Annotated in this window: 14 protein-coding genes, 1 tRNA gene, 4 rRNA genes, 1 other RNA gene and 1 other annotated feature; of the genes, 17 read left to right on the top strand and 3 right to left on the bottom strand. The window is 48.5% G+C overall.

Annotation, left to right across the window (positions count from 1 at the left end):
• Nucleotides 1-27: 27 nt before the first annotated feature.
• Entirely contained in the window at nucleotides 28-1422 is a 1395-nt protein-coding gene (gene pdxR, locus AC1MEO_RS13380; protein ID WP_480331148.1) for a MocR-like pyridoxine biosynthesis transcription factor PdxR, read from the bottom strand.
• A 104-nt stretch (nucleotides 1423-1526) separates the two neighbouring features.
• On the opposite strand from pdxR, the gene pdxS reads away from it, so the two are divergent.
• From pdxS to AC1MEO_RS13360, 4 genes are all read left to right on the top strand, one after another.
• Nucleotides 1527-2411, top strand: coding sequence for a pyridoxal 5'-phosphate synthase lyase subunit PdxS (gene pdxS, locus AC1MEO_RS13375; RefSeq protein ID WP_223643588.1), 885 nt, complete (start codon nucleotides 1527-1529; stop codon nucleotides 2409-2411).
• Between the two features lie 2 nt (nucleotides 2412-2413).
• Complete coding sequence (gene pdxT, locus AC1MEO_RS13370; protein ID WP_480331146.1) at nucleotides 2414-3007, top strand: pyridoxal 5'-phosphate synthase glutaminase subunit PdxT; 594 nt, start codon at nucleotides 2414-2416, stop codon at nucleotides 3005-3007.
• A gap of 32 nt (nucleotides 3008-3039) precedes the next feature.
• Nucleotides 3040-3247, top strand: a binding site (T-box leader).
• Nucleotides 3248-3313: 66 nt separating this feature from the next.
• Nucleotides 3314-4588 (top strand): serine--tRNA ligase, encoded by a 1275-nt coding sequence (gene serS / locus AC1MEO_RS13365; protein WP_480331144.1) that lies wholly within the window; start codon nucleotides 3314-3316, stop codon nucleotides 4586-4588.
• A gap of 93 nt (nucleotides 4589-4681) precedes the next feature.
• Nucleotides 4682-5542 carry an alpha/beta fold hydrolase gene (locus AC1MEO_RS13360; protein WP_480336097.1) on the top strand — a complete coding sequence of 287 codons (861 nt, stop codon included), beginning with the start codon at nucleotides 4682-4684 and terminating at the stop codon, nucleotides 5540-5542.
• A 13-nt stretch (nucleotides 5543-5555) separates the two neighbouring features.
• Here the strand turns inward: AC1MEO_RS13360 and tadA are convergent, their stop codons facing one another.
• The gene (gene tadA, locus AC1MEO_RS13355) at nucleotides 5556-6047 is read right to left on the bottom strand and encodes a tRNA adenosine(34) deaminase TadA (protein WP_480331142.1); all 492 of its coding nucleotides are present in this window, start codon (nucleotides 6045-6047) and stop codon (nucleotides 5556-5558) included.
• A gap of 126 nt (nucleotides 6048-6173) precedes the next feature.
• Between tadA and AC1MEO_RS13350 the strand changes: the two genes are divergently transcribed.
• The 3 genes from AC1MEO_RS13350 to AC1MEO_RS13340 all read left to right on the top strand — a co-directional run bounded on the left by AC1MEO_RS13350 (nucleotide 6174) and on the right by AC1MEO_RS13340 (nucleotide 8433).
• Nucleotides 6174-7034 carry a YitT family protein gene (locus AC1MEO_RS13350; RefSeq protein ID WP_480331140.1) on the top strand — a complete coding sequence of 287 codons (861 nt, stop codon included), beginning with the start codon at nucleotides 6174-6176 and terminating at the stop codon, nucleotides 7032-7034.
• A 95-nt stretch (nucleotides 7035-7129) separates the two neighbouring features.
• Nucleotides 7130-7768, top strand: a complete 639-nt coding sequence (locus tag AC1MEO_RS13345; protein ID WP_480331138.1) for a deoxynucleoside kinase — start codon at nucleotides 7130-7132, stop codon at nucleotides 7766-7768.
• Nucleotides 7765-8433 carry a deoxynucleoside kinase gene (locus AC1MEO_RS13340; protein ID WP_480331136.1) on the top strand — a complete coding sequence of 223 codons (669 nt, stop codon included), beginning with the start codon at nucleotides 7765-7767 and terminating at the stop codon, nucleotides 8431-8433. Before AC1MEO_RS13345 ends, AC1MEO_RS13340 begins: the two co-directional genes overlap by 4 nt.
• Before the next feature lie 198 nt (nucleotides 8434-8631).
• Here AC1MEO_RS13340 and AC1MEO_RS13335 read toward each other — a convergent pair.
• Nucleotides 8632-8724: transfer RNA gene (locus AC1MEO_RS13335), tRNA-Ser, on the bottom strand.
• A gap of 419 nt (nucleotides 8725-9143) precedes the next feature.
• Between AC1MEO_RS13335 and ffs the strand changes: the two genes are divergently transcribed.
• The 10 genes from ffs (at nucleotide 9144) to ppx (ending at nucleotide 20984) form a co-directional block, all read left to right on the top strand.
• An RNA gene (gene ffs / locus AC1MEO_RS13330) (signal recognition particle sRNA large type) lies at nucleotides 9144-9409 on the top strand.
• 165 nt (nucleotides 9410-9574) lie between these two features.
• Nucleotides 9575-11308, top strand: a complete 1734-nt coding sequence (gene dnaX, locus AC1MEO_RS13325; RefSeq protein ID WP_480331134.1) for a DNA polymerase III subunit gamma/tau — start codon at nucleotides 9575-9577, stop codon at nucleotides 11306-11308.
• 27 nt (nucleotides 11309-11335) lie between these two features.
• A complete protein-coding gene (locus AC1MEO_RS13320) occupies nucleotides 11336-11656 on the top strand; it encodes a YbaB/EbfC family nucleoid-associated protein (protein WP_480331132.1) in 321 nt (106 codons plus the stop codon).
• A 12-nt stretch (nucleotides 11657-11668) separates the two neighbouring features.
• Nucleotides 11669-12268, top strand: a complete 600-nt coding sequence (recR, locus tag AC1MEO_RS13315; RefSeq protein WP_480331129.1) for a recombination mediator RecR — start codon at nucleotides 11669-11671, stop codon at nucleotides 12266-12268.
• Between the two features lie 490 nt (nucleotides 12269-12758).
• Nucleotides 12759-14310, top strand: a 16S ribosomal RNA gene (locus AC1MEO_RS13310).
• Nucleotides 14311-14509: 199 nt separating this feature from the next.
• Nucleotides 14510-17441 (top strand): 23S ribosomal RNA (locus AC1MEO_RS13305).
• 75 nt (nucleotides 17442-17516) lie between these two features.
• Nucleotides 17517-17632: ribosomal RNA gene (gene rrf, locus AC1MEO_RS13300) — 5S ribosomal RNA — on the top strand.
• A gap of 58 nt (nucleotides 17633-17690) precedes the next feature.
• Nucleotides 17691-17806 (top strand): 5S ribosomal RNA (rrf, locus tag AC1MEO_RS13295).
• The 16S, 23S and 5S rRNA genes sit together here, the layout of an rRNA operon.
• 156 nt (nucleotides 17807-17962) lie before the next feature.
• Nucleotides 17963-19390 (top strand): aminotransferase class I/II-fold pyridoxal phosphate-dependent enzyme, encoded by a 1428-nt coding sequence (locus AC1MEO_RS13290; protein WP_480331127.1) that lies wholly within the window; start codon nucleotides 17963-17965, stop codon nucleotides 19388-19390.
• 67 nt (nucleotides 19391-19457) lie between these two features.
• Nucleotides 19458-20984, top strand: a complete 1527-nt coding sequence (gene ppx, locus AC1MEO_RS13285; RefSeq protein ID WP_480331125.1) for an exopolyphosphatase — start codon at nucleotides 19458-19460, stop codon at nucleotides 20982-20984.
• The last annotated feature ends 53 nt before the right edge of the window (nucleotides 20985-21037 follow it).

The following is a 21037-nucleotide window of genomic DNA, read 5'->3' as shown; positions in this document are numbered from 1 at the left end:
TCATCTGAAAATGATGAACGGCTTTTTCTAGCGAATTTCCCAGCAGGCCATCAAGTCAAGAATGCCGGAGTGGATTTCTTCTTCCGACAGGCCACCGAATCCAAGAACGATTTCAGGGTGTGTACCGGCTCTTTTATGGACGTCGTAAGACTTCAGGCCAGTGACACGGATTCCGGCTGTTTTAGCGCGTTCCACCAGCTCTTCTTCGGTCAATGGGGTTTGGATGGTGAGAACGATGTGCATCCCTGCCTGTTCACCGGAAACCGTGACTATTGGTGCGAATAAAGCCAGAGACGAGCTCAGTTGTTTGATTTTCTTCTGATACAGCTTTCGCATCCGATTGAGATGGCGTGCGAAATGGCCCTCTTTCATGAATTTGGCGACCAGCTGCTGATCGTGTCTTGGCACGGATGAAGAATAATGAAGAAAGGTTTGCTGATACGCCGGCAGCAGACGTTTAGGCAAGACCATATAGGCAATGCGCAGGGAAGGCATAAGTGATTTTGAAAAAGTGCTGATGTAGATGACCCGATCACTCAGATCCATGCTTTGCAAAGCAGGAATCGGCCGGCTGGTGTAACGAAATTCACTGTCGTAATCATCTTCAATAATATAGCGTTCCGGTTTGGCTGAAGCCCAGTTGAGCAATTGCGCCCGTTTGGTGGCACTCAGAACAGAACCAGAGGGGAACTGGTGAGAAGGTGTCACATACGCGACATCGACATTAGAAGCTTCCAATTCACTGATATTGATGCCGTCGGGATCCAACTCAATAGGAATCGACTGCCGTTCATGATGGCTGAAAATACTGTGGGTCAGTGCATAGCCGGGATTCTCATAGCCATAGACCAGTTTTTTATCCAGCAGGCGAATCAGCAGCGGCAGAAGCTGTTCGGTCCCGGAACCGATGACGATCTGGTCCGCATCACAGACTACCCCTCGGGATTGATACAGATAACGGGCAATTTCCTGGCGCAGGGCATCGTCTCCTTGAGGGTGTCCGGACAATAACAATTCATGGTTGGATTCATCCAGGATGTCGCGCGCGAGTTTGCGCCAGGTGACAAATGGAAACGAGTGGGTATCGATGCTGCCAGAGTTGAAATCCACTTTGTAGGACGTGGCTTCTTTGATGACCGGCTCGTCGTGGGGAATATCCAAATAAGCGAGTTCTTCGACCGGTTGTGCGTAAAATCCTTTGCGGGGACGCGATTCAATAAACCCTTCTGCTACAAGCTGAGAGTAGGCAAGTTCGACAGTTGTTTGACTGATTTGCAGAAAATCCGCTAATTTCCGTTTGCTTGGCAATTTGGTATCGACATGTATGGTGCCATCAATAATGGCTTTTTTTATTTCCCGGTAAAGTTGCTTGTATAGCGGAATCGGTGACTGTTTTTGAAGCTGAAACATGAGCATGTCCATTTGGTTTCCTCCAACTGACCTTATTGAAATGAATAGAACTGAGTCTTTTTATATGGTCAAACTCTATTATACTGAATTTATCAACAAATAGGGGGAATTAGTAAATGAGCCAACATGGAACAGATCGCGTAAAAAGAGGAATGGCCGAAATGCAAAAAGGCGGAGTGATTATGGATGTGGTCAATGCGGAGCAGGCGCGCATTGCTGAAGCTGCAGGTGCCACCGCCGTTATGGCGCTCGAGCGTGTGCCGTCCGATATTCGCAGAGATGGTGGAGTGGCGCGCATGGCAGATCCACGTATTACAGAAGAAGTGATGAAAGCCGTATCGATTCCGGTCATGGCAAAAGCCCGCATTGGCCATATTGTGGAAGCGCGCATCCTGGAAGCGATGGGTGTCGATTATATCGATGAAAGTGAAGTATTGACGCCTGCAGATGAAGAGTTTCATTTATTGAAAAACCAATACACAGTGCCATTTGTCTGCGGCTGCCGGAATCTGGGCGAAGCGGCACGCCGAATTGGTGAAGGAGCTTCCATGCTGCGTACGAAAGGCGAACCGGGTACCGGCAATATTGTCGAAGCCGTCCGCCATTTGCGCCAGGTGAACGCGGAAGTACGGAAAGTAATCGCCATGAGTGAAGATGAATTGATGACAGAAGCCCGTAACTTAGGTGCTTCCTACGAATTCCTGAAAGAAGTGAAAAGCTTGGGCCGTTTGCCGGTGGTCAATTTTGCAGCTGGCGGAGTTGCGACACCGGCGGATGCGGCATTGATGATGGAACTCGGCGCAGACGGCGTATTCGTTGGATCCGGTATCTTCAAATCGGATAATCCCGAACGGTTTGCGCGTGCGATTGTCGAGGCGACTACCCATTACCAGGATTATAAATTGATTGCAGAGCTGTCAAAAGACTTGGGCATCGCCATGAAAGGCATTGAGATCTCAACAATTGCTGCGGGCGAACGCATGCAGGAGCGGGGCTGGTAGAGATGAAACGAGTCGGAGTCCTCGCTTTGCAGGGAGCGGTTCGGGAGCATCTTCAGTCGATCGAAGCTTGCGGAGCAGAAGCGGTTTCTGTAAAATGGCCAAAAGATCTTGAATCGCTGGATGCCTTGATTTTGCCGGGGGGTGAAAGTACGGCCATGCGCCGCTTGATCGATCGCTACGGATTAATGGAGCCGCTTCGGGATTTTGCTGAAACCGGTAAGCCGATGTTCGGCACGTGTGCGGGGTTGATTCTACTGGCTAAAACCGTAGTCGGCTCCAAGGAAGCGCATCTCGGCGTCATGGACGTGGCCGTTGAACGGAATTCATTCGGCCGGCAAGTGGACAGTTTTGAAGCGCCGCTTGAAATTAAAGGCATTTCGGGAGCTTTTGAAGCGGTCTTTATCCGCGCGCCGCATATTGTCCGTGCCGGATCGTCCACTGAAGTGTTATGTGTCCATGATGGGAAAATCGTCATGGCGAAAAATGGTCAGTTTCTGGGCTGTTCGTTCCATCCGGAATTGACCGAAGACCATCGCATCACGGAGTATTTTTTAAGTATGATTCCAAGCAAGTCAGACCTTCTCTTGCCAAATTAATCAATATATAGTAAAGTATGATTAATTTAAAAGACGAAACGTTGATGGGAAGTAGTAAAGCGAGTGTTTTTCCAAAGAGAGCCGGTGGTTGGTGCGAACCGGTGAAAAACGCGTTTGAATCCACCCCGGAGTTGCATGGCGAAAAAAGCCATTGCCGGTTTTAATGCCGTTATGTGATGAAGAGGATTGGCCTTATGCCGATCAATCAGGGTGGCAACGCGGGTAGCTCTCGTCCCTTTACCAAGGGATGGGGGCTATTTTTGTTGTCTTTTTTTATGTGATTATAAATTTTGAGGAGGAAACATTATGTTGGATATTCGTTTTGTACGTGCGAATTTTGAAGAGGTAAAAACCAAATTGGCCAAACGCGGAGAAGATATTTCTGTGCTGGATGATTTTGAAGGATTGGATGTAAAACGGCGAGAATTGATTGCGCAGACCGAAACTTTGAAGGCGGAGCGCAACGAGGCTTCCCAAAACATCGCCGCTATGAAACGGGCGAAAGAAAATGCGGACGATGCTATTGCGAAAATGCGTGAAGTCGGCGACAAGATCAAAGCCATTGATGAAGAATTGCGGAAAGTGGAGGAAAGCCTGAATTATATCATGATGCGTGTACCCAATATTCCGCATGACAGCGTTCCGTTCGGCGATTCTGAAGACGACAACGAAGAAATCCGCACGTGGGGCGACAAGCCGCAATTCGGATTTGACGTAAAGGCGCATTGGGATCTGGGCACCGATTTGAAGATCATCGATTTTGAACGTGCAGCCAAAGTGACAGGAAGCCGTTTTGTCTTTTACCGCGGGCTTGGTGCACGCCTGGAGCGCGCATTGATCAACTTCATGATGGACCTTCACCAGGAAGAGCATGGCTATGAAGAAATGCTGCCGCCGTATCTGGTCAACCGCGAAAGCTTGACGGGTACTGGCCAATTGCCGAAATTCGAAGAAGATGCCTTCCTGATCGAAAAAGAGGATTATTTCTTGATTCCGACCTCTGAAGTGCCGGTGACCAACTTCTACCGCGACGAAATTCTGACAGCGGATATGATGCCACAGGCCTTCGCTTCGTACAGCGCGAATTTCCGCTCTGAAGCGGGTTCTGCGGGTCGCGACACACGCGGGTTGATCAGACAGCATCAATTCAATAAAGTCGAGCTGGTGCGCTTTGTGAAGCCAGAGGATTCTTATGATGAGCTGGAGAAACTGACGGGCCATGCTGAGAAAGTCCTTCAGCTTTTAGGATTGCCATACCGCGTGCTGAAGATGTGCACAGCAGACCTTGGCTTTACAGCGGCCAAGAAATACGACATCGAAGTGTGGATTCCAAGCCAGGAGACATACCGGGAAATTTCTTCATGCAGTAATTTTGAAGATTTCCAGGCAAGACGCGCAAATATTAAATTCCGCCGGGAAGCAACCGGCAAACCGGAATTCGTCCATACCTTGAACGGCAGCGGACTGGCGATCGGCCGAACAGTCGCCGCTTTGCTTGAAAACTGCCAGCAGGAAGACGGATCCATCACAATTCCGGAAGTGCTGCAGCCTTATATGGGCGGCAAAACGGTAATCAAATAATAAAAAGGCTCAAAAGCAAATTTGCTTTTGAGCTTTTTATTTGGAGAAAAGGGTAAGGAGTAGATAAAGAGAAAGAGTGGAGGGAATTAGTTGATGGAAAACCTGAGCTTTCAATTTATAGAGACGAACGGCATCAATCTTCATGTTGCGGTGGCCGGACCTGCGGATGGACCTTTGGTCGTCTTGCTGCATGGCTTTCCGGAATTTTGGTTTGGCTGGAAAAATCAAATTCAGCCGCTCGCGGAAAAAGGCTACCGGGTAGTGGCGCCTGACCAGCGCGGTTATAATTTAAGCGACAAACCGAAAGGAATCGATAATTACACAGTCGATTACTTAAGGGATGATGTGATTGGCATCATCAAGCATTTCCAGAAAGAAACGGCCATTGTCATTGGGCATGACTGGGGCGGTGCAGTTGCCTGGCATCTGGCGGCCACCCGCCCGGAATACGTGGAAAAGCTGATTGTCCTGAACATTCCGCATCCCCAAGCCATGCCCCGGGTACTCAAAAAGAATCCGCTGCAGTGGATGAAGAGTTCCTATATCGCATTTTTCCAGTTGCCCAATCTGCCCGAAAAGGCTCTCGGTATGGGAGAGTTCAAAGCAATGCAGCAAAGCATCCAGCAATCCAGCAATCCGAATACGTTTTCGAAGCAGGAGATCGAGCAATACAAAACGGCATGGTCCCAATCCGATGCGCTGACAGCGATGCTCAATTGGTACCGGGCAATCCGCCGCGGCAGCTTCAGGCAAATCCCTGAGACCAAAATCAAGGTGCCAGTCAGGATCATCTGGGGCGTGGGTGACCAGTTCCTGTCCCCTATGCTGGCAAAAGAAAGCATGTCTTTTTGCGAAGAAGTCAATTTGGCATTTGTAGGTGAAGCGACTCATTGGATCCAGCATGAACAGCCGGAAATCGTCAACCGGCTGATCGATCAGTTTATCAGCGAATAAAAAGCGAAAAACCCTATAACTGGGTTTTTCGCTTTTGTTTTTTGACTTCCCGAAGATTCCGGAAAAACTGTGTCAGCAACTGTCCGCATTCCTCGGCGAGGACATTTTCGGTTACCTGGCATTGATGGTTAAAGCGGTCGTCGTTCAGCAGGCGATACAAGGAATCCACACTGCCAGCTTTGGCATCCCGTGCGCCGTAGACGACATGAGGAATCCGGGATTGCAGGATGGCCCCTGCGCACATCGGACAAGGCTCTAACGTAACGTAAATCTTGGTGTCTTCCAGCCGCCAGCTGCCCAGATGTTGGCAGGCTTCCTGAATAGCCAAAAGCTCGGCGTGTGTGACGGCATTTTGTGTCGTTTCCCGCAGGTTATGGGCGCGCGCTATCACTTGATCTTGATGGACGATTACGGCGCCGATCGGCACTTCTCCTTTGGCTCCCGCTTTTTCCGCTTCTTCAATTGCTAAGCCCATATAAAAATGATCTTTTTCCATTCCGTTCATGATGCATCGCTCCTTGTTTCTAGTGTAGCATTTTCGGACCTGTAAAAAGAGCGGAAAAATCCATACAGACAAAAATCATTGGAAAGCGTAAACTGGAGAAATGAGAAAGCAGGGAGTGATTCGAGGATGAAACAGCATAAAAAGGAAAAACCGCTGCATTTTACGGTACGCTTTATCTTTATTTTCATTGGCGCCACGATGGCAGCAGCTGCCATCGAATTATTCCTGGTCCCCAATTCGATTATTGACGGCGGGATTATCGGGATTTCATTGATATTGGACTATTTAACGGTGATTCCGTTTGGTATCTTGCTGGTGGTTATAAATTTGCCGTTTCTATATTTTGGCTATAAGCATATCGGCCGCAATTTTTTTATCTCATCTATTTTTGCCATCGTCGCGTTGGCGTTGATCGAAATTCCAATGCATCAGATTGAACCGTTTGTGGAAGATCCGCTTCTCGCTACTGTATTTGGCGGCCTGCTTCTCGGAGCGGGCGTCGGAATTGTCATCCGTAATGGGGGAGCACTTGATGGGACGGAGATCCTTGGGATTTTATTGACAAAGAAACTGCCGTTTTCGGTTGGCGAATTTGTCATGTTCTTCAATGTCTTCATCTTCGGTTGGGCTGCGTTTGTGCTGGGAATGGAACAGGCGATGTATTCGATATTGACCTATTATATCGCTTCCAAAACCATTGACGTGGTCATTCAAGGCTTGGATGACACCAAGGCAGTGCTGATCGTTTCGGAAGAATATGAAGAAATCGGTTCGGCCATCAACGACCGCCTGGGCCGCAGCTTCACAAAACTTCACGGCAAAGGGGGCTACCTCAACTCACCGAAAGATGTCATTTATGTCGTAGTCACCCGTCTGGAAATCACTAAGCTTAAGCAGATTGTGTCAGATATTGATTCCAAAGCCTTTTTGACCATTATGGCTACCCAGGAAGTCCATGGCGGTACGTTTAAAGCACCGATCCATTGATCAAACTGTCGATTTTTCGCTCTACTTTTAACCAGAGCTGTGTGTTAAAATAAATGGCATTGCAATTTACTTGAATCGAAAAAGGAGGACTTCGCATGCCGGTGCCATTCATTACGGTAGAAGGTCCGATTGGTGTAGGCAAGACCTCGCTGACCAAAGCGCTCGCCAATCAAAATCAATTTCAGCTGTTAAAAGAGATTGTTGACGAAAATCCGTTTTTAAATAAATTCTACGAAGATATAGAAGAGTGGAGCTTCCAGACAGAGATGTTCTTCTTGTGCAACCGCTACAAGCAATTGGCAGATATTCAGAAAAAGTTCATTTCAAAGCAGGAACCAGTGGTAGCGGATTATCATATTTTTAAAAATCTCATCTTTGCGAAGCGTACATTACCGGAAGCCGAGTACGCTAAATATGAAGCTATCTACAAAATCCTGACGGTGGATATGCCGAAACCGAATATGGTCATTTATCTGCATGCCAGCCTGGATACATTGATGAAGCGCATCAAATTGCGCGGCCGTGAATTCGAGCAAATGATCACACCGGAATACATGGAGCAATTGGCAGCGGATTACCACGAGTTCATCGAACGCTTTGAGCGCGAGCATCCGGAAATCCCTGTGCTGCGTTTTAATGGTGATGAAATCGATTTTGTCCAAAATGGCGGCGATCTTCAGCTGATCCTGGACAAGGTGGATGGAACTTTACAAAAGAGGAGTTTGACCCTATGAATTTACGAGAAAAATACGGCATTCCACAGAATGCGGTAATTACAATAGCCGGCACAGTGGGTGTGGGGAAATCTACGATGACAAAAGCGTTGGCGGATGCCTTGCAGTTCCGCACATCGTTTGAAAACGTCGATACCAATCCGTATCTGGACCTGTTTTATGATGATTTTGAGAAATGGAGCTTCCATTTGCAGATCTACTTCCTGGCTGAACGCTTTAAAGAACAGAAGCGGATGTTCGAGTACGGCGGCGGATTTATCCAGGACCGTTCGATTTACGAAGATACCGGCATCTTTGCGAAAATGCATTGGGATAAAGGCACGATGAATAACGTGGATTACGAAACTTATACCAATCTGTTTGAAGCGATGGTTATGACCCCTTATTTCCCGCACCCGGATTTATTGATTTACCTCGAAGGTTCGATTGATGACATCCTGTCCCGCATTCAGGAACGCGGGCGGGCAATGGAGCAGCAAACACCAGTAGATTACTGGCTGGAAATGCACCAGCGCTATGAAAGCTGGATCAATTCCTTTAACGGCTGTCCGGTATTGCGTTTGAACATCAATGATTATGACTTGATGAACGACCCGGATTGTTCTGAGCAGATCGTGGAACGCATTGGTGGATTCATGCAGCAAACGTCCATTCTACGCAAATAAAGAAACCCTTGAGCAGCGCTGCTCAAGGGTTTCTTTATTATTTCCCGGGAAATATAGAAAAAGGCATGAAAAAACCGGAAGGCCAGAGCCTTCCGGTAATCTATATCGAAATAATCGGACATACAATTGTTAAGAAGAATTCATTACTTGCGTAACAGATCCAATCTCAGATTTATATGCACGTGTAAATTTAAAAAATGGAGGAGGAAGAGGGATTCGAACCCCCGCGGGATTTGACTCCCCTGTCGGTTTTCAAGACCGATCCCTTCAGCCAAACTTGGGTATTCCTCCGTATTGGACATGAACTAATTTATCACGGATGAATAATGGCTGTCAACAGTTTTTCGCTTTTTTTTTTAAAAAATGATGAAAACCAACTATTATAAATTGAACTAATGATCTTCACCCTTTGGTATTCCAAAAACCCGATGCTCCTGCATTGCTGCGCTATTCCCTTGAGGGTCTTCGCTGATCTACTCGAACTTTTTTATGGATAAAGCGGGAAAACACAGGTTCGCTTCAAATTCATAATATCTCTTAGCGCCGGCGCAATCGTCCATTGTCTACCTACAGCGGCCGAAACGCTGTGTAAAAGCGGTTTCTTTAGTTCAACTTATATAGCCCCAAAAACTGCTTGATCAAAAAGAAATTGTCGTTTAAGAAGGTTACTGATTGATTTTTTGGCGATTAATATCGTATACTAGTAAATGCCGTGCTAGGTGGGAAGATAGCGGTGTCCTGTAACCTGCAATCCGCTTTAGCAGGACTGAATTCCTTTCTGAGGCTGTTTGTATGTAAGGTCTGCCTCTTGCACGTAGTGTTGACATCTGGGTCCTGCGCAATGGAATCCCATGAACCATGTCAGGTCCGGAAGGAAGCAGCATTAAGTGGAACATTCCATGTGCCGCGGGATCGCCTAGATCGAGCCAGCGACAAGGGTAACGCTTATGTACAGCAGTCGAAGAAAGGTGCACGGCAATAATATGTAAATTCAAACCTGTCCGCTCTTGCAGCGGACAGGTTTTTTATTGTTCTATTCGCGGAATCGTCACGCGGGGATCGGGGAAATCATTCAGAAGGATCCGTCTTTTATGATATAATAACAGGACGAAAAACAGATTAGTTAAAAGGAGAGAACAAGTTGGCGTATCAAGCTTTTTACCGTGTTTACAGACCCCAGTCCTTTTCAGAGATGACAGGTCAGATGCATGTCAAACAAACCCTTCAAAACGCTCTCCTTCACAATAAGACAACACATGCTTATTTGTTCTCAGGGCCGAGAGGGACAGGAAAGACCAGTGCGGCTAAGATATTTGCCAAAGCATTGAATTGCGTGGAGGCTCCCACAGCAGAACCTTGCAATGAATGTGCTTCCTGCAAGAGCATCAACGAAGGATCCAACACTGATGTCATAGAATTTGATGCAGCTTCCAACTCACGAGTAGAAGAGATGCGGGAGATTATTGAAAAAGTCCGGTTTTCACCGGCGAACTCACGCTTTAAAATCTACATCATTGATGAAGTGCATATGCTGTCAAACAGTGCCTTCAATGCGCTGTTGAAAACATTGGAAGAGCCGCCGGAACATGTGGTCTTCATTTTGGCGACAACAGAGCCGCATAAACTGCCACTGACGATCATTTCACGCTGCCAGCGATTTGATTTTAAATCACATACGCAAGTGGATATTGTGTCGCGGATGGTGGAAGTGTTGACCGATGCACAGATTCCTTACAACGAACAGGTACTCAAAATAATTGCGCAGGCTGCAGCGGGCGGTATGCGTGATGCACTCAGCCTATTGGATCAGGTCGTATCCTTCAGCGGCGATGAAATGACCGTCGAAGATGCCTTGCTTGTCACGGGGTCAATCAGCCAGGATATGTTCTATGGCATTGCGGAAGCACTGCTTGCCAAAGACATCGGGCAGTCATTGACGCTGCTGGAACAATTGGTGCGGGATGGCAAAGATCCTGTCCGGCTGGTTGAGGATTTCATTACCTTCTTCCGGGATCTGCTGTTGATCCAAACGGCGCCTGACCTTCACGATATGTTGGAGTTGGCGACGCATGAACCGCGCTTTGAAGAATTGGCCAATCGATTCGAGCCGGCCACGCTTTACACGTGGATTGATATTTTATCTAAAACCCAGCAGGAAATGCGGTTTTCCAACCATACAAAAATATACATGGAAACGGCTTTGCTGAAGATGGCACAGGCAGATGTACCGGTCCAAAGTACAGCTTCTGCCGTATCGCCTGAGCTCGAAGCGAAAGTTATCCAACTGGAAAATTTGGTGCGTGAATTGCAGCAACAGGTGAAAAACGGTGCAGGCAACGGTGCGGCAGCGGTGCCTGCTGAACAGAAAAAACGCCAGCGTGCGCAGAGTGCCTTTAAAATACCGACGGGACGCATACAGGACGTCTTGAAAAACGCGACCAAGGTGGACATTCAAGCCATCAAAACCAATTGGGCGACAGTGATGAGCCAATTGCAGCGGTCGCATTCGGCTTTATTGAATGATGCAGAGCCAGTAGCGGCATCGGCGGATGCATTTGTGTTAAAATTCAAGTATGATATTCATTGCCAGATGGCTTCTGAAAACCAGACGTTTGCTGCAACCTTCAGCCAATTATTGGAGCAGTATGCAGGCAAAGCTTATACGCCGGTTTTTGTACCGGACGCCAGTTGGCTGAAAATCCGTGAAGAGTTTATCAAAAAGAGCGGATCGAAGGCAGGCACTGAAGAAAAACAGTCAGAGACTGAAGAAGAAAATCCGTTTTCGGGTGAAGGGGCTGTAGCGGAAGAAGATCCGGTCGTCTCAGAAGCCGAGCGTCTTTTCGGAAAAGACTTTGTCGAGGTTCATGACGATTAAAATGAAAATTCTAAGGAGGAACTAATTATGCGCGGTGGAGGAAATATGCAAGGCATGATGAAGCAGATGCAAAAAATGCAAAAAGAGATGGCGGTTGCCCAAGAAGAGCTAGGAACATTGAAGTTCGAGGGAACAGCTGGCGGCGGTATGGTTAAAGTTACTGTATCCGGCCATAAAGAAGTGTTGGATGTTGTATTGGATCCTACTGTAGTAGATCCAGAAGACGTTGAAATGCTGCAGGATCTTTTGATTGTAGCTACAAACGAAGCGTTCAAAAAAGCGGATGAACATGCGAATTCCACAATGGGGAAATTCACGAAGGGCCTAAATCTCCCGGGCATGTTCTAGGAGGTAAACCAGATGCATTATCCAGAACCCATTTCGAAATTAATGGAGAGTTTTATGAAATTGCCAGGAATCGGGCCGAAAACAGCGGCCCGGCTGGCATTTTTTGTGCTTGGCATGAAGGAAGATACAGTGCTTGATTTTGCTAAAGCGTTGGTGGATGCAAAACGAAATTTAAGTTTCTGTTCAGTATGCGGCCATATCACCGATGTGGATCCTTGTCATATTTGTCAGGACCAACAGCGCGACCGGACGACGATCTGTGTGGTCCAGGATCCGAAAGACGTCATTGCCATGGAGAAGATGCGCGATTACAAAGGCTTGTACCACGTCCTGCAGGGAGCCATTTCTCCAATGGATGGCGTTGGCCCAGAAGACATCAACGTTCCGTCGCTATTGAAGCGCCTTCAGGACGAAGAGGTCGAGGAACTGATCCTGGCGACCAATCCGACTATCGAAGGAGAAGCGACGGCGATGTATATTTCCCGCCTCGTAAGGCCTTCAGGAATCAAAACTACAAGGATTGCCCATGGGCTTCCGGTAGGTGGCGATCTGGAGTATGCGGACGAAGTGACTTTATCGAAAGCGCTGGAAGGCCGTCGCGAGCTTAAATAGAAGCAGAATGGAAATAGGCTGTATGCTTCTAGGAAAATGGTAAATATTCTGATTTATTATGTTTTGCATATAATAGTCTAGAGGGTAATATAGATCAGTAGAGAAAAGAAGAAGGACGGGAAAGGAAAAGGGAGTAAAGTGAAATGGCTTTACAGAGCGGTTTTTCTTAGTTCCTTTTTCAAACTCCTTCTATATAATGAAAAGAGAATTCCATAAGGAATGTTTTATGAATATAATTTTATTTACCAAAAGTGTTGACAGTCTGGCGAATATGCTTTAGTATCATAGGAGTCGTAAAGAACGACGCAAACAACTTAAACAACGCAAACAACTTGAACCTTGAAAACTGAACAGCAAAACGTCAACAAACAGCAACGGCCGCGCAAAACGGCCCGCGCAAACCTACTGATCAGCTTATGCAGATCAAAGCGAACCGTGCGTCTAACGACCACGGTACGCCAGCAAGTCAAAGAGCAGTCAAATGTTCTCTATAATGGAGAGTTTGATCCTGGCTCAGGACGAACGCTGGCGGCGTGCCTAATACATGCAAGTCGAGCGGAACCATTGGAGCTTGCTCCATTTGGTTCAGCGGCGGACGGGTGAGTAACACGTGGGCAACCTGCCCTGCAGATCGGGATAACTCCGGGAAACCGGTGCTAATACCGAATAGTTTGCGGCCTCTCCTGAGGCTGCACGGAAAGACGGTTTCGGCTGTCACTGCAGGATGGGCCCGCGGCGCATTAGCTAGTTGGTGGGGTAATGGCCCACCAAGGCGACGATGCGTAGCCGACCTGAGAGGGTGATCGGCCACACTGGGACTGAGACACGGCCCAGACTCCTACGGGAGGCAGCAGTAGGGAATCTTCCGCAATGGACGAAAGTCTGACGGAGCAACGCCGCGTGAGTGACGAAGGTTTTCGGATCGTAAAACTCTGTTGTGAGGGAAGAACACGTGCCAACTAACTACTGGCATTTTGACGGTACCTCACCAGAAAGCCACGGCTAACTACGTGCCAGCAGCCGCGGTAATACGTAGGTGGCAAGCGTTGTCCGGAATTATTGGGCGTAAAGCGCGCGCAGGCGGTCCTTTAAGTCTGATGTGAAAGCCCACGGCTCAACCGTGGAGGGTCATTGGAAACTGGAGGACTTGAGTGCAGAAGAGGAAAGTGGAATTCCATGTGTAGCGGTGAAATGCGTAGAGATGTGGAGGAACACCAGTGGCGAAGGCGACTTTCTGGTCTGTAACTGACGCTGAGGCGCGAAAGCGTGGGGAGCAAACAGGATTAGATACCCTGGTAGTCCACGCCGTAAACGATGAGTGCTAAGTGTTAGGGGGTTTCCGCCCCTTAGTGCTGCAGCTAACGCATTAAGCACTCCGCCTGGGGAGTACGGCCGCAAGGCTGAAACTCAAAGGAATTGACGGGGGCCCGCACAAGCGGTGGAGCATGTGGTTTAATTCGAAGCAACGCGAAGAACCTTACCAGGTCTTGACATCCCGCTGCCCGGTGTAGAGATACGCCTTTCCCTTCGGGGACAGCGGTGACAGGTGGTGCATGGTTGTCGTCAGCTCGTGTCGTGAGATGTTGGGTTAAGTCCCGCAACGAGCGCAACCCTTGATCTTAGTTGCCAGCATTCAGTTGGGCACTCTAAGGTGACTGCCGGTGACAAACCGGAGGAAGGTGGGGATGACGTCAAATCATCATGCCCCTTATGACCTGGGCTACACACGTGCTACAATGGACGGTACAAAGGGCTGCCAACCCGCGAGGGGGAGCCAATCCCAGAAAACCGTTCTCAGTTCGGATTGCAGGCTGCAACTCGCCTGCATGAAGCCGGAATCGCTAGTAATCGTGGATCAGCATGCCACGGTGAATACGTTCCCGGGCCTTGTACACACCGCCCGTCACACCACGAGAGTTTGTAACACCCGAAGTCGGTGAGGTAACCACTTGTGGAGCCAGCCGCCGAAGGTGGGACGGATGATTGGGGTGAAGTCGTAACAAGGTAGCCGTATCGGAAGGTGCGGCTGGATCACCTCCTTTCTAAGGATAAATTCGGAACCGGGTTTCCCGGGGTTGACGTTTTGCGTTCAGTTTTGAAGGTTCACCTTCAGGCGGCAACGCCTTTTTGTGATTCTTTCAACACTTGTTCTTTGAAAACTGGATAAAACGACATTGAAACATATATGCAAGCAATTCATGTACGCGTGGCTTTCGAGCCACAACTTTTTAATTGACCATTGGTTAAGTTAGAAAGGGCGCACGGTGGATGCCTTGGCACTAGGAGCCGAAGAAGGACGGCACTAACACCGATATGCTTCGGGGAGCTGTAAGTGAGCTGTGATCCGGAGATTTCCGAATGGGGGAACCCGCTGCCTTTAATCGGGCAGTATCCATGTGTGAATTGATAGCACATGAGAAGGCAGACCCAGGGAACTGAAACATCTAAGTACCTGGAGGAAGAGAAAGCAAATGCGATTCCCTGAGTAGCGGCGAGCGAAACGGGATCAGCCCAAACCAAGAGGCTTGCCTCTTGGGGTTGTAGGACACTCTATACGGAGTTACAAAAGGAAGGATTAGGCGAAGCGACCTGGAACGGTCCGCCGCAGCGGGTAACAGCCCCGTAGCCGAAAACCCTTCCCCTCCAGAGTGGATCCTGAGTACGGCGGAACACGTGAAATTCCGTCGGAATCCGGGAGGACCATCTCCCAAGGCTAAATACTTCCTAGTGACCGATAGTGAACCAGTACCGTGAGGGAAAGGTGAAAAGCACCCCGGAAGGGGAGTGAAATAGATCCTGAAACCGTGTGCCTACAAGTAGTCAAAGCCCGTTAATGGGTGATGGCGTGCCTTTTGTAGAATGAACCGGCGAGTTACGATTGCATGCAAGGTTAAGCTGAGAAGGCGGAGCCGCAGCGAAAGCGAGTCTGAATAGGGCGCCAGAGTATGCAGTTGTAGACCCGAAACCAGGTGATCTACCCATGTCCAGGGTGAAGGTAAGGTAACACTTACTGGAGGCCCGAACCCACGCACGTTGAAAAGTGCGGGGATGAGGTGTGGGTAGCGGAGAAATTCCAATCGAACCTGGAGATAGCTGGTTCTCTCCGAAATAGCTTTAGGGCTAGCCTCAAGATTGAGAATCCTGGAGGTAGAGCACTGTTTGGACTAGGGGCCCATCCCGGGTTACCGAATTCAGACAAACTCCGAATGCCAGTGATTTATGCTTGGGAGTCAGACTGCGAGTGATAAGATCCGTAGTCAAGAGGGAAACAGCCCAGACCACCAGCTAAGGTCCCCAAATATCCGTTAAGTGGAAAAGGATGTGGCGTTGCTTAGACAACCAGGATGTTGGCTTAGAAGCAGCCATCATTTAAAGAGTGCGTAATAGCTCACTGGTCGAGTGACACTGCGCCGAAAATGTACCGGGGCTAAACGGATTACCGAAGCTGTGGATGGACATCGTAGATGTCCGTGGTAGGAGAGCGTTCTAAGGGCGTTGAAGTCAGACCGCAAGGACTGGTGGAGCGCTTAGAAGTGAGAATGCCGGTATGAGTAACGAAAGACGGGTGAGAATCCCGTCCACCGAATGCCCAAGGTTTCCTGAGGAAGGCTCGTCCGCTCAGGGTTAGTCGGGACCTAAGTCGAGGCCGATAGGCGTAGACGATGGACAACAGGTTGATATTCCTGTACCACCTCCCCGCCGTTTGAGCAATGGGGGGACGCAGAAGGATAAGGAGAGCGTGCCGTTGGTTGTGCACGTCCAAGCAGTGAGGCGTGGAATGAGGCAAATCCCATTCCTGATACGTTGAGCTGTGATGGCGAGAGGCCTAGCCTCGGAGTCCCTGATTTCACACTGCCAAGAAAAGCCTCTAGCGAGGCGGGAGGTGCCCGTACCGCAAACCGACACAGGTAGGCGAGAAGAGAATTCTAAGGTGAGCGAGTGAACTCTCGTTAAGGAACTCGGCAAAATGACCCCGTAACTTCGGGAGAAGGGGTGCTCTGGTAGGGTGTATAGCCCGAGAGAGCCGCAGTGAATAGGCCCAGGCGACTGTTTAGCAAAAACACAGGTCTCTGCAAAACCGTAAGGTGACGTATAGGGGCTGACGCCTGCCCGGTGCTGGAAGGTTAAGGGGAGTGCTTAGCGCAAGCGAAGGTGCGAACTGAAGCCCCAGTAAACGGCGGCCGTAACTATAACGGTCCTAAGGTAGCGAAATTCCTTGTCGGGTAAGTTCCGACCCGCACGAAAGGCGTAACGATCTGGGCACTGTCTCAACGAGAGACTCGGTGAAATTATAGTACCTGTGAAGATGCAGGTTACCCGCGACAGGACGGAAAGACCCCGTGGAGCTTTACTGTAGCCTGATATTGAATTTTGGTGCAACTTGTACAGGATAGGTAGGAGCCTTTGAGCCCGGAGCGCCAGCTTCGGGGGAGGCGTCAGTGGGATACTACCCTGGTTGTATTGAAATTCTAACCCACACCCCTGATCGGGGTGGGAGACAGTGTCAGGCGGGCAGTTTGACTGGGGCGGTCGCCTCCTAAAGAGTAACGGAGGCGCCCAAAGGTTCCCTCAGAATGGTTGGAAATCATTCGCAGAGTGTAAAGGCAGAAGGGAGCTTGACTGCGAGACGTACAGGTCGAGCAGGGTCGAAAGACGGGCTTAGTGATCCGGTGGTTCCGCATGGAAGGGCCATCGCTCAACGGATAAAAGCTACCCCGGGGATAACAGGCTTATCTCCCCCAAGAGTCCACATCGACGGGGAGGTTTGGCACCTCGATGTCGGCTCATCGCATCCTGGGGCTGTAGTCGGTCCCAAGGGTTGGGCTGTTCGCCCATTAAAGCGGTACGCGAGCTGGGTTCAGAACGTCGTGAGACAGTTCGGTCCCTATCCGTCGCGGGCGCAGGAAATTTGAGAGGAGCTGTCCTTAGTACGAGAGGACCGGGATGGACACACCGCTGGTGTACCAGTTGTTCTGCCAAGGGCATCGCTGGGTAGCTATGTGTGGCCGGGATAAGTGCTGAAAGCATCTAAGCACGAAGCCCCCCTCAAGATGAGATTTCCCATTGCGCAAGCAAGTAAGATCCCTCAAAGACGATGAGGTAGATAGGTTCGAGGTGGAAGCGTGGCGACACGTGCAGCTGACGAATACTAATCGATCGAGGACTTAACCAAACAACCGTACGGATTCTTGCATGGAATCAATGTCGTGTATCCAGTTTTGAGCGAACAAGCTCAAGCAAAAAATAGTCCAGTGATGATGGCAAAGAGGCCACACCCGTTCCCATCCCGAACACGGCAGTTAAGCTCTTTTGCGCCGATGGTAGTTGGGGGTCTCCCCCTGTGAGAGTAGGACGTCGCTGGTCTGTTTTATCTTTTTTATACAAATAATTCTTTTGAGTGAACAAGCACTCAACCAAATAGTCTAGTGATGATGGCAAAGAGGCCACACCCGTTCCCATCCCGAACACGGCAGTTAAGCTCTTTTGCGCTGATGGTAGTTGGGGGTCTCCCCCTGTGAGAGTAAGACGTCGCTGGGCACATGAAAAAAAGTCGTTACCGATTCCGGTAACGGCTTTTTTGGTGTGGAAAAATCAATGGAATAACTTGCACCGAGATCTTTCAGGTTCAGTTCTGCTGCTCTAGGCCGAAGTTGCTATAATGGAAGGAATCAATGAATGTGAGGATGAAAATTTATGACGCAACGACGTCCGATTGTGGATGCATTAATACAATTTCAAAACAGGCAGCCCATTTCTTTTCATGTACCAGGGCATAAGCACGGCATTCTGTCAGGATTGCCGAAAGAAATTCAGTCGGCACTACATTACGATTTGACGGAACTCACGGGTTTGGATGATCTTCATTATCCGGAAGAAGCAATTAAAGATGCACAGCTTCTATTGGCGGAAGCTTACGGCGCGAAAAGGAGCTTTTTATTGGTCAATGGTTCGACTGTGGGAAATCTGGCGATGATTCATGCAGCTTGTAAAGAAGGGGATGCAGTCATAGTTCAGCGCAATTCCCATAAGTCGATTTTCCATGCATTGGAGCTTGCGCGCGTACGCCCTGTTTACGTTTCACCGAAATGGGATGAGGAATCCATGACAGCAGCGGCGGTGTCTCTGAAGGCAATAGAAGCGGCAATAGAGGCATATCCGGAAGCTAAAGCAGTAGTGCTGACTTATCCCAATTATTATGGGATGGCAGCCAATGAACTGGCTGCCATCATTGCTGTATGCCACGAAAATGAGATGGCAGTTTTGGTGGATGAAGCGCATGGAGCCCATTTCCAGATAGGCTCTCCGTTTCCGGTGTCATCTTTGGCTCTGGGTGCAGATGTAGTGGTACAGTCAGCGCATAAGACTTTGCCGGCGATGACAATGGGGTCGTTTCTGCACGTAGGCAGTGAACGCGTGGATGTTAAAAAAATCCGGAAATACTTGCAGATGTTTCAATCGAGCAGTCCGTCTTATTTGATCTTGGCCTCTTTGGATGATGCACGGTCTTATCTTCAAAATTATTCACAGCCCGATATTCGGACATTCATTGAAAAGCGTGACCGTTTTCTCAGCAGCCTGCGGATGATTCCGCATTTGAATGTCGTGGAATCCGATGACCCGCTGAAAATTATGCTGAGGGTGGATCATCATAGCGGTTATCAGCTAAAGCGGATGTTGGAGCAAGTGGGAGTTGAAGTTGAACTGGCGGATCTTTTTCAAGTGTTGTTGATCTTGCCACTATTGAAGCAATGGCATGCGTATCCGTTTGCCGAAATCCGCAGCCGCTTGAAAGAGGCGGTCGCGATGCTTGAAGGGGAGACGAGAAAAGACATGAAGCTTCAAGTAAAAAGAACTTCAGAGGTGACAGTGCCTGAGTTGTCTTTTGAAGAAATCGATTTGTCAGATCACGAATGGGTTTCTTATACCCAGGTTATTGGACGGATTGCGGCTGGGATGGTGATTCCTTATCCGCCCGGCATTCCGCTTGTGGTGGCTGGTGAGAAATGGACGTTGGCCAAAGTGGAAGAGTTGATGAATTACCTTGCCTCAGATGCGCAGATCCAAGGGGACCACCGGCTGGAGTCCAAGCAGTTGCCGGTACTTCCACAGACAGCACCATAGAATAAGTAACGGATAAAGAGGGTATACTGAAACATCATTATAATGGAACAGAATGTGGGGGATTTTCATGGATCAGGAAAAGTATGCAATTATTGATATCGGGTCGAACACCATCCGGCTTGTCATCTATACACGGGATAAGAGTGGGCGTTTTACTGAAAGTGAGAACGTTAAGGCAGTGGCTCGTCTCCGTAATTATTTGAACAAGGATAATGTTTTGGAACAGGACGGCATTGATATACTCGTCAAGACATTAAAGAGTTTCCAGGAAGTCACCCGCCATCATCAGCTGAAGGATATTAAATGCGTCGCCACGGCTGCTGTACGCCAAGCAGAAAATCAGGATGATATTATGTCAGCGGTAGAGAAAGAGACGGATTTTACCATTCGCATCCTTTCCGAATTTGAAGAAGCGAACTATGGTTATCTGGCAGTGGTCAATTCGACGCCATTCACCAGCGGCATCACGGTCGATATTGGGGGTGGCAGTACAGAAATTACGTATTTCAACAATCGCCAGCTGATTTTTTTCTATAGTTTTCCTTTCGGAGCATTATCTTTGAAACAGCAATTTATCGAAGGTGACACGCCGACAAAGGGGGAATTGCGCGAGTTGCGGTTATTTTTGAAAGAGCAATTCAATCAGTTGGAATGGCTGGCCGATAAGCGCCTGCCATTGATCGGCATCGGGGGAAGCGCGCGGAACATGGCTCAGGTCCATCAGGAGCATGTTGAATATCCATTGTCAGGAGTCCATCAATACATGATGAGCAGGAATGATGTAGAAGAGATCGATGATTTGTTGAAATCCCTGGAGTTCTCGGAGCTTCAGCGGCTTGAAGGTTTGTCGAAGGACCGGGCGGATATCATCATTCCAGCAGTTGAGGTGTTTCACTACTTGATGGAATTGATTGATACGAAGGAATTTGCACTCAGCAGAAAAGGCTTGAGAGATGGTGTTTTTTATGAAGAGACGACCAAGGATTTTGATTTAGCGGTATTTCCTAATGTCGTGGAAGAAAGTTTTCATGAACTGGCCATCGATTATGACATCAATTTGACCCATGCGTTCCATGTCACCAACAGTGCATTGCTGATTTCAAAAAAATTGGAAGAGGCCGGATTGCTGTCCCTGGAAGAACAGGATTATAAGCGCCTCAAGCTGAGCAGTGCCCTTTATAATTTAGGGAGCTATATTGATTCCGAATCCAGCCACCAGCATACCTTCTATTTATTGGGCAACCGGACGATAGATGGGCTGCTGCATAAAGAACGGGTTATTGTTGCATTGATGGCTTCATTTAAGAATAAGGAAGTGTTCAAACGCAACGTCAATCTTTATGAAGATTGGTTCAATAAAGAAGAGTTGGCGAAATATAGTTTGCTTGGAGCCATTATTAAGCTGGCGTACAGTTTGAATGCTACAAAGCGGGACATTGTAGAAAATATTGAATTGGAAGAGAAAGGCGATAAGCTTATTTTTTCTGTTCAATGCCGTGAAGACTGGAAGCCGGAACAATATCAGGTGGAAAAACAGAAAAAGCATTTGGAAAAACAGCTAAAGAAAACAATTGATTTTAAATTTTACAAATAATTTACATTGCGAAGGCAATATTCCACTCTTTTAAAAGGGGGATAATGGTACGA

It is taken from the genome of Planococcus sp. BI3 (assembly GCF_056680115.1).
Note: the sequence above shows the minus strand (reverse complement) of the source record. Positions and strands in the feature narration are given on the sequence as shown.